The organism is Mesorhizobium sp. M2E.F.Ca.ET.219.01.1.1 (assembly GCF_004016445.2).
In the GTDB taxonomy this organism is placed as follows: domain Bacteria; phylum Pseudomonadota; class Alphaproteobacteria; order Rhizobiales; family Rhizobiaceae; genus Mesorhizobium.
This window is the reverse complement of sequence record NZ_SADT02000270.1, coordinates 1-287: the sequence shown is the minus strand read 5'-3', so window position 1 is coordinate 287 and position 287 is coordinate 1. Positions and strand designations below refer to the sequence as shown.

1 pseudogene is annotated in these 287 nt (G+C 71.4%); it reads right to left on the bottom strand.

Annotated features, from left to right (window positions below):
- A pseudogene (locus EN862_RS35795) lies at positions 1–287 on the bottom strand (leucyl aminopeptidase family protein); the annotation flags it as partial.

Below are 287 nucleotides of genomic sequence, written 5' to 3'. Positions count from 1 at the left end.
GCGCATCGACGCCGGCCGGCAATTCGAAGCGCAGCGCCTTGCCCGGCTTCTTGCCGTAGCGGGTAAAGACATAGCCGCCGAGCGCCAACGTGATCGCCGCCAACTCCGGCTCGGCCGGCGCCGAGGCGAAGTGCCAGTCGCCTTCCGGCAAGGTTTTCGACAGCGCGCCCAGGACGAGCGCGCCCTCGCCGTCGCCAAGTCCGAACATGGCGCCGCCGAGCGCTCCGTTCTCGCCGGGCACGGCCAGCGTCCTGCCGGCCTCGCCGGAAAAGCCGTTTGCCCTGGCC